Here is an 8,298-nt window from a genome sequence, read left to right on the forward strand (position 1 = left end):
CAAAAACGACCTCAGCGGCGCCCGTGCCCCATCGCCGCGTGCCCGGCTTCGAGTTCGGCGCGCGTCAGGAAACCATCGCGGTTGTCGTCGAGCCACGCGAAACGATCGGCCAGGCGCGGCATCTTTTCCTGGACTTCGACGCGCCCGAGTTTGCCGTCGCGGTTCAGGTCGGCGTCCTTGAAGCGTGCGTCGAACGCCGCCTGGCGTTCGGCGGCACGCTGCGGGCGCATGCGCTCGTGGTACGCGGTGACTTCCGAACGCACGATGTAGCCATCGCGATTGGCGTCGAGGGCGGCGAAGGTCGGCGCTTCATGCTTGCGCTGTTCGGCGCGTTCGGCGCGTTCGGGGTGCTGGGCGCGCATCGCGTCGCGTTGCGCCTGGCCGGCGTCGAGTTCGCTGCGGCTGATGCGTCCGTCGTTGTCGGTGTCGAAGCGTTCGAGGCCACCGTGGTGCATGCCGCGGTGATCCTGTGCGACGCCCGTGGGCGCCTGGGCGAACGACAGCGCGGGCAGGAGCATCAGCGCCGCCGCGGCGAGGGCATGGATCTTCATCTGGAACTCCGTCGTGCGCGGCAGGGGCGCCGCGCGTGGTTCCGGGAACGCCTGCCGCTGCGCGAAGTTGACCGCCAACCCGAACCGTTCAGTCTCCGTGCCGGTTCGAGAATCGCGTGTTCAGGCTGAATATCAGGGGTTTACAGCGCTTTTTTCTCACTTCGCTGTCACCGCGCCATTCCTAACATTCGGGCCCAACACGTATCCGACGCTCTTTTTCCATGTCGCCGACCGATTACGAATATCTCTTCATCCTCGACGCCCTGGAACGGAAGGAACCGATCTTTCCGTTCATCGTGCAGGCGTTGTCGGAATCGGGCCTGGTCGAATTGAGCGCGCAAGGCATCAGTCTGACGCCCGCAGGCGAGACACTGATGCAGCAGGTCGCCGAAAAAGAGGCCGACCCGGCGCATTGAATGGCGCGTTTTCGCGCACCGCCACCGGCGGTCACCGCGACGCTACCGGTAGGACATCGATCCCATTCAGGTCGGGGCGTGCGGCCGCGCACACTTTCCGATGCAAAGCGTGCGCCAGTGCACGGATATACACAGGCGCAACACGCACCTGGGGCATTTACGCAAATCCAACGGAACACTATGCCGGCGCGAGCGTCTGCAGGGGGTGGGCGACGCGCACCGGGGATTGCCCATGCCGTACGAAGTCGAAGTCAACCAATACCTGGGACTGACCGTGCTGACGTTGTGGGGGCTGGTCTGGGTGGAAGAACGCCAGGCCGCGCTCGATGAAGTCATCGCGCAATTGGACGAGGGGCGGCCGTATCGCATCCTCGTCGACATGATCGGCGCCAGTTGCGCGAACGATTCGTTGGAAACCAGCGCCGCCTTCGCGCGCCGCCTGGCGGAAGAGCGCAAGCTCAAAGGCTGCCGTATCGCGTACCTGTATCCGGACACCGCGCGCATCAACCTCGCGGTCGAGCGTTTGGCCGAAGCGCGCGACTTCCGCTTCCGCCGCTTCACCACGACCACCGAAGCGCTCGACTGGTTGCTGTCGCCGCCCACGCGCATCAAGCCCGTACCGCCGATCGAATCGCAGGCCGAGCCCGATGCGTTGACCTTGCTCGCCGGCCTGCGCAACGGCCGCTGGGTCGCCTGAGGCTCAACCCGCCAGGCGCACCACGGCCTGTGTCGCGCGGTCCACTTCTTCCGGCGTGTTGGCCAGGCTCCCCGCGAGCCTGGCGTATGTGACCGCATACGGACTCGTACTCGCGACGATCTTCTGCGCACGCAGCTGCTTGACGATGTCCTCGGGCTTGATCCCGTCGATTTCGAAGGCGACCAGGCCCGCCGACAAGTCCGGCGATTGCGGCGTATGCACATGGATCTTCGGATGTCCCGCGAGCTGTTGCTTGATCCGCGTGTTGAGTTCGGCGATGCGGTTGGCCACGCGCGCACGGCCCATTGCTGCGTGCATTTCGAACGCGGCCGAGGCCGCCCACTGATGTTCGAACGCATGAAAGCCGCCGGGCGCGACACGTGAGGCATTGGTCGGGCCTTTCAGCGGCCGTTCTTCGGCCCATGCGTTGTACGACTCCCAGTCGGTGAAGTTCGGCACCGTCGGGCGCAGGCGCGCCCAACCCTCCGCGTTCGACCACAACAGGCCGGTGCCGCGCGGCGCGAACATCCACTTGTGCGTACCGGCCGCGATGTAATCCGGCCCCAGCGTCGCCAGCGTTTCGTCGACCGCGCCGATGCCGTGCACGCCATCCATCACCAGCAGGACATCGGGATGCTTGGCCTTCAACGCGCTCGCCATCTCGCGGATCGGCAGGCGCATGCCGGTGCTGGAATGCACCCAGGTCAATCCGACCACGCGCGTCTTCGGCCCGATGCCGGCGAGCAGGTTCGACACCAGGCTGTCGACGCTCGCGTCCTTCGCATCGTCGTACAACTTGACCCGGCGCGTCGTCGCGCCGCTGCGTTCGTTGGCCAGGCGGATCGACTCGTGGTGCGAATAATGATCGTGCGTGGTGGCGAGGATCTCATCGCCCGCGCGCAGCGGCAGGCCGTGGTAGATCAGCGCGAGGCCTTCGGTGGTGCAACGTGTCAGCGCAACGTCTTCGGCGCGGCCGCCGATGTAGTCGGCGATCGTCGACTGCACCTTGAGTGGCACGTTCGCGTCGGCTTCTTCGAACATGCCGTGTTCGATGACGTGGAACGGATCGCGATCCATCGCGCGCCGCCAGGTCTCGATCGCATCGCGCACGGGCGCCGGATGGCTGGCGATGAAGAAGGTCGCGAAGTGCGCCCACGCCGGGTCCAGCGCGAACTGCGCGCGCACCGCGCTCCAGTCCGACAGATCGGGCAGGGGCGTGCTTTGCGCTTCCAGCGCCGCAAGCAGGGAACCCGCGGCCAGCGTGCCCGTGAGGGCGACGGGCGCGGCGAGGAAGCGGCGGCGGGTGAGGTCCATGAACACGCTCCGGCGGCGGATGACCTCCGGGGCAACGCATGCTTCGTGCTGGAACGGACAATCCTCCTCGCGGTTCACGCCGGATTCGATCCACGGCGGTGCCCAGCGCCTACACTGGACCGCAACAATTTCCCGCTTCGATTCCTGTCATGCGCCCGAGCTGGTTCCCCTTGTTTTCCGCCGTCCTCGCCGCCGCCCTGGTGGTCGCGGGCTGTACGGCCGAGCATGCGGGCCCGCCCAAGACGCCGAACACGCAGACCAGCGCCGACAACACCCAGGATTTCGGCGCGGTCTCCGTCGATCCCCCGCCGCCGCCGAAGAAAAAGGCGAACATCGCCAGCACGACGGAGTGGCCCGAGGCGAAGCTGACTTCGGGCACCGCATCGATCAGTTGCAGCACCGAGTACGTCGAACAGGGCGACGGCGAAACCTTCTCCGACCTGTCCTTCTTCTCCGTGCTCGACGCGATGCTGCCGTGCAAGGACGCCGGCGTGGTGCGCCTGCGTTACCGCGGCCGCGTCGCAGGGGATTTCACCTCGCTCATCGAGCGCGTCGGCAACATGGCCGCGCGCATGGACATCCCCCAGCGCATCCTCGACATCGATTCCAGCGGCGGGCAGGTCGAAGACGCGATCCGCGCCGGCGACATCATGGCCGAAGCCGGCTGGACCATCTGGGTGCGCGAAAACGCGGTTTGCCACAGCGCGTGCGTGCTGCTGCTCGCCGGCGGCGACGACCGCGTGATCTCCGGTGCGGTCGGTATCCACCGCATCATCCGCATCCAGTCCGAAGCCTCCTCGCGCGCCGAGTTGAGCGCCGAGCTGCACGAAGTCCACGAAGCGATGAAGGACTACCTGCAGCGCAACGGCGCGGGCGTGGCCATCGCCGACTTCATGATGACCGTGCCCAACCGCAGCCTGCGCCTGCTGACGCCCGACGAATTGAACGAGTACGGCCTGACCGGGCGCAACGCGGCGCAGGAAGACCTCGACCGCATCCGCCTGGTGCGCCGCTGCGGCCTGGACTTCGCGCGCCGGCTGGACGGCTTCTACCGGACCTACGAAGAAAAGTGCGCGACGCTCGACACCGGCGTGGACGCGATCAACGACTGCGGCCGCGCGTTGCGGCCGAAGTTCGGCTTCCCCGACGACAAGTGCCCGGCCGACAGCCCGCTCGCGGCCCTCGACGCCAGGCCGGCCGACGGCACCGTCGACAAGGACGCCGAACACAAGGCCCTGGAAGTCGCCACCAAGGCCGAGGATGTGAAGGAATCGGAAGTCGGTCCCGCAAAGCACCGTGAATAGGTGCTAGCGTGTGCCCCGTTCCGGGGGGAACAGGGGATTTTCGATGGCACGCAAGGCGACGAAGAAGGCGCGCGGCGGACACGCGCGGTGGGTCCTGCTGGCAGGCGTGCTCGCCCTCGGCGGCGCCGGGTGGATGGTGTACGCGCAGGCACGGCACTTCGCGGCGCGCAGCCTGGCGCAGGTGTTCGCAGACGGCGATGCGACGATGGGCCGGGTCTGGTTCGACCCCAGTGGCGACATCGTCGTCGACGACATCGCGGTGTACCTGAGCACGCCCACCCTCGCGGCCGACACCACGTCCGAAAGCTTCGCCGGCGACACCAACACCTTGCGCTTCGAACGCATGCGCGTGCATGCGCCCGACGGTTGGATGTTCTACGTGCGCAACCTGCTCGACCCGAAACTCGACAAGGCGCAGCTCGACGAATGGCATATCGCCTTCGAAGGCTTCACCACGCGCGCGGGCTTCGATCCTTCGCTCGGCACGCTGGGGCCGGTCGGCGCGATGAGCGCCTCGCCCTTCGAGAGCGAAGGGTGTTCGCGCCATGCGTTCTTCGTGCGCGAGGAACTGGGCACGATGGGGCTGCAGGCCGGTCCCACCTCGTTCGACATCAACTTGCGCGAAGCCGACAGCCGCATCGAAACGCGGCTTGTGCTCAATACGCCCGGTGTTTCGCGCCTGCAATACGATCGCGTCGAAACCCTCGCCGCGCCGACGAGCCTGTTGCAGATGGGCAAGTCGGCCACGTCCACGGTCTCCGAGCGTTGGGACGTGAGCGACCAGGGGTTCGTGCATGCGCGCAATGCGTTCTGCGCGCGGCAGGATGGGATCGACGAGGCGACGTTCGTCGCGCGGCACATGATGTCGGTGCAGCGTTTGCTGGAGACGCGCGGGCTGCAGGCCGATGCGCAGACGGTCGCGGCATATCGGGATTTCGCCACCAATGGCGGGCAACTGGCGTTCGGCGGCAGCTATGCCACGCCGCTGCACAGCAGCGAGCGTGAACTGGCGCGCCGCAACGGCAGTGCGTTGTTGCGCATGTCGGCCCGGCTCGAGCACGGGAGCCAGCAGGGCGACGTGGTGTTCAGCGGGACTGCGCCGCGGCCGCTCGCGGCGGGCGATGGCGCGACGTTCGCGGCGTTGACGAAGGAAAATGGCGGGACGGTGCCGTCGGTCGGCAATGTGTCGACGCCGAAGTCGGCGATCGTCGCCTCCCCGGTGGCGGCCAATGCGCCGGCGCAGCCGCAATACGCGTCGTCGTTGCCGACGGCCACGCCGGCGGTGGCGCCGGGTGGGCGCCTGGCGTGGGACGACCTGCCGGCGATGCAGGGGCACATGCTGCAGGTGTTCACGATGCACAACGCGCCGCGCACCGCACTGCTGGTTTCGGTCGACGCCAATGAAGCGCACGTGCGTGCGCGCATGCCGGGCGGAAGCGCGGATTACCGGATTTCGCGGGAAGCGTTCCTGCGGGCGACGTTGATCCAGTAAGGCGGGGCATCAGGCAACGACGTCGATCTCGACGTCGCCCACGCGCACCCGGGATCCTTCGCGGATCTTGCAGCTCTTCCGCAACTCGACGGCGCCATCGACCTCGACGGCGCCCTCGGCGACGAGGTGCTTGCCTGCGCCCCCACTGTCGACGACCCCGACGAGTTTCAGCAGTTGGTGGAGTTCGACATGGTCGTGCCCGTCCAGGGCGAATTGAAGGCGTTGCATCGGGGTCCTCGGGGCGGAGAAGGCACTGTCACGGCCAAGGGCGCACAATAGCGCCCCCCAAGAGGCCGGAGAGCCCATGTCGACCCCCGCCGGCGAAGCCGCCCCGTCCCTGCGATTCGCCGATCTCGGCCTGCCTCCCGCCGTGATGGCGGCCGTCGATGCGGTCGGTTACGAATCTCCCTCGCCCATCCAGGCGGCCACCATCCCCGCATTGCTGCAGGGCCGCGACGTGCTGGGCCAGGCCCAGACCGGCACCGGCAAGACGGCTGCCTTCGCGCTGCCGATCCTGGCGCAGGTGGACCTCACCCAGACCAAGCCGCAGGCGCTGGTGCTGGCGCCCACGCGCGAGTTGGCCATCCAGGTCTCCGAGGCGTTCCAGAAGTACGCGGCGAAGATGCCGGGCTTCCACGTGCTGCCGATCTACGGCGGGCAGAGCTATACGCCGCAGCTGTCGGCCTTGCGCCGTGGCGTCCATGTCGTCGTCGGCACGCCGGGTCGTGTGATCGATCACCTGGACAAGGGCACGCTCGATCTGTCGAACCTCAAGTCGCTCGTGCTGGACGAAGCCGACGAGATGCTGCGGATGGGCTTCATCGACGATGTCGAGGCGGTGCTGAAGAAGACGCCGGAAGGGCGCCGCATCGCGTTGTTCTCCGCCACGATGCCGTCGCAGGTGCGTCGCATCGCGCAGACCTACCTGCGCGATCCGGTCGAAGTGACCATCCAGTCGAAGACCAGCACGGCCGCCAACATTCGCCAGCGGTATTGGTTCGTCGCCGGCATGCACAAGCTCGATGCGTTGACGCGCATCCTGGAAGCCGAGAAGTTCGACGCGATGATCGTGTTCGCGCGCACGAAGATGGCGACCGAGGAGCTCGCGGAAAAGCTGTCTGCGCGCGGCCTGGCCGCCGCCGCGATCAATGGCGACATCGAACAGAAGACGCGCGAGCGCACGATCCAGCGCCTGAAGGACGGCGACCTCGATGTCCTGGTCGCCACCGACGTCGCCGCGCGCGGCCTGGACGTGGAGCGCATCAGCCACGTGTTGAATTACGACATCCCCTACGACACCGAGAGTTACGTGCACCGCATCGGGCGCACGGGCCGTGCGGGCCGCAGCGGTGAAGCGATCCTGTTCGTGACGCCGCGCGAGAAGGGCATGCTGCGCTCGATCGAGCGCGCCACGCGCCAGCCGATCGAGGAGATGCAGTTACCGAGCGTCGAGGCCGTCAACGACAAGCGCGTGGCGAAGTTCCTCGGCCGCATCACCGATGCGCTGAAGGTCGAGGGCAACGAACTCGATCTGTTCCGCGATCTGATCCTGAAGTACCAGCGCGAGCACGACGTGCCGGTCGGCGATATCGCGGCCGCCCTGGCGAAGATGGTGCAGGGGCGTTCGCCCTTGTTGCTCGCGCCGGAGAAGCCGCGTGCGGCGCGCGAGGAGCGGCCTGCATTCGATCGCGGCGAGCGTCCGCAGCGTCCGGCGTTCGAGCGCGGGGATCGTCCGGAGCGTGCGCCGCGCGAGAAGCGCGACGTCGGTCCGCGGCAGGCGCCTGCGGAGGGAATGGAGACTTACCGCATCGAGGTCGGGCATCGGCACGGTGTGAAGCCGGGCAACATCGTCGGCGCGATCGCGAACGAGGCGGATCTGGAGAGCAAGTTCATCGGGCGGATCGATATCCACGATGATTTTTCGTTGCTCGATCTTCCCGAAGGGATGCCGCCGGAGTTGATGTCGCATCTGCAGAAGGTGCGGGTGGCGGGGCAGATGATGCGATTGTCCAAAGCCGGGGATTCGCCGCTGCCTGCGCACCGGCCTGCGCCTCGGCCGCATCGGAAGGGGCCGCCGACTCGGCGTTGATGCGTTGAAAAGCGGGGTGCGCTGAACGCCCTGCTTTTCTTTGGGTTCGTCTCCTCCAGATTTGCGCGGCGTGCCGCCGCATTGGAGGGCCTCATTGCTCCGCAAGAGCTCACGCTCCGCAATGAGGCCCTCCAACGCGACGGCCACCGCGCACCTCGCGTGGAGATGCGCGACAGCAATCTGTTGATTGGAACCGTTGCGGGTTGATCGATACGCGCCTACAGCCAGCACACCAGACGGGCCGGCGCCTTGCCCGTCGAGGACATCGCGAGTCGCGTGGGTGCTGGTCCTCGCAACCGCGATGTCCTCTCTCGGGCTGCGGCGCCTTCGCGGCGATTTGATGGGTGAAGCGGGCGCGCTGCGAGATGAGGCATCGCCCTCCGCTTTTCCATCAGATCGCCGCGAGGAACGTCGCCTGCCAGAGGCGACCATGTG

General features: G+C 67.1%; 8 protein-coding genes. 5 read left to right on the forward strand and 3 right to left on the reverse strand.

Features of this window, described 5'->3' with window-relative positions; genetic code table 11:
- Positions 1–11 precede the first annotated feature (11 nt).
- Positions 12–551: an EF-hand domain-containing protein gene (locus tag AC1DOM_RS15270; protein ID WP_498964809.1), complete on the reverse strand. Its 540-nt coding sequence runs from the start codon at positions 549–551 to the stop codon at positions 12–14.
- A gap of 221 nt (positions 552–772) precedes the next feature.
- Here AC1DOM_RS15270 and AC1DOM_RS15275 point away from each other — a divergent pair, with 221 nt between their 5' ends.
- Both AC1DOM_RS15275 and AC1DOM_RS15280 read left to right on the forward strand, forming a co-directional pair.
- On the forward strand, positions 773–967 hold the full coding sequence (locus AC1DOM_RS15275; protein ID WP_498964810.1) for a hypothetical protein: 195 nt from the start codon (positions 773–775) through the stop codon (positions 965–967).
- 232 nt (positions 968–1,199) lie between these two features.
- Complete coding sequence (locus AC1DOM_RS15280; RefSeq protein ID WP_498964812.1) at positions 1,200–1,664, forward strand: hypothetical protein; 465 nt, start codon at positions 1,200–1,202, stop codon at positions 1,662–1,664.
- A 3-nt stretch (positions 1,665–1,667) separates the two neighbouring features.
- Here AC1DOM_RS15280 and AC1DOM_RS15285 read toward each other — a convergent pair whose 3' ends face one another.
- Complete coding sequence (locus tag AC1DOM_RS15285; protein ID WP_498964814.1) at positions 1,668–2,978, reverse strand: aminotransferase class V-fold PLP-dependent enzyme; 1,311 nt, start codon at positions 2,976–2,978, stop codon at positions 1,668–1,670.
- 149 nt (positions 2,979–3,127) lie between these two features.
- Here AC1DOM_RS15285 and AC1DOM_RS15290 point away from each other — a divergent pair, with 149 nt between their 5' ends.
- On the forward strand, positions 3,128–4,282 hold the full coding sequence (locus AC1DOM_RS15290; protein WP_498964816.1) for a COG3904 family protein: 1,155 nt from the start codon (positions 3,128–3,130) through the stop codon (positions 4,280–4,282).
- A gap of 43 nt (positions 4,283–4,325) precedes the next feature.
- Positions 4,326–5,774: a hypothetical protein gene (locus tag AC1DOM_RS15295; RefSeq protein ID WP_498964818.1), complete on the forward strand. Its 1,449-nt coding sequence runs from the start codon at positions 4,326–4,328 to the stop codon at positions 5,772–5,774.
- Between the two features lie 9 nt (positions 5,775–5,783).
- Here the strand turns inward: AC1DOM_RS15295 and AC1DOM_RS15300 are convergent, their stop codons facing one another.
- Positions 5,784–6,002: an RNA-binding S4 domain-containing protein gene (locus AC1DOM_RS15300; protein ID WP_498964820.1), complete on the reverse strand. Its 219-nt coding sequence runs from the start codon at positions 6,000–6,002 to the stop codon at positions 5,784–5,786.
- 76 nt (positions 6,003–6,078) lie between these two features.
- On the opposite strand from AC1DOM_RS15300, the gene AC1DOM_RS15305 reads away from it, so the two are divergent.
- Positions 6,079–7,863: a DEAD/DEAH box helicase gene (locus tag AC1DOM_RS15305; RefSeq protein ID WP_498964822.1), complete on the forward strand. Its 1,785-nt coding sequence runs from the start codon at positions 6,079–6,081 to the stop codon at positions 7,861–7,863.
- Positions 7,864–8,298 lie beyond the last annotated feature (435 nt).

This window comes from Lysobacter sp. P5_B12 (assembly GCF_056400425.1).

What these genes read in the sequence shown, in the direction of transcription:
- AC1DOM_RS15270 (WP_498964809.1), bottom strand. Translation starts at nt 551, where the DNA reads ATGAAGATCCATGCCCTCGCCGCGGCGGCGCTGATGCTCCTGCCCGCG.
- AC1DOM_RS15275 (WP_498964810.1), top strand. Translation starts at nt 773, where the DNA reads ATGTCGCCGACCGATTACGAATATCTCTTCATCCTCGACGCCCTGGAA.
- AC1DOM_RS15280 (WP_498964812.1), top strand. Translation starts at nt 1,200, where the DNA reads ATGCCGTACGAAGTCGAAGTCAACCAATACCTGGGACTGACCGTGCTG.
- AC1DOM_RS15285 (WP_498964814.1), bottom strand. Translation starts at nt 2,978, where the DNA reads ATGGACCTCACCCGCCGCCGCTTCCTCGCCGCGCCCGTCGCCCTCACG.
- AC1DOM_RS15290 (WP_498964816.1), top strand. Translation starts at nt 3,128, where the DNA reads ATGCGCCCGAGCTGGTTCCCCTTGTTTTCCGCCGTCCTCGCCGCCGCC.
- AC1DOM_RS15295 (WP_498964818.1), top strand. Translation starts at nt 4,326, where the DNA reads ATGGCACGCAAGGCGACGAAGAAGGCGCGCGGCGGACACGCGCGGTGG.
- AC1DOM_RS15300 (WP_498964820.1), bottom strand. Translation starts at nt 6,002, where the DNA reads ATGCAACGCCTTCAATTCGCCCTGGACGGGCACGACCATGTCGAACTC.
- AC1DOM_RS15305 (WP_498964822.1), top strand. Translation starts at nt 6,079, where the DNA reads ATGTCGACCCCCGCCGGCGAAGCCGCCCCGTCCCTGCGATTCGCCGAT.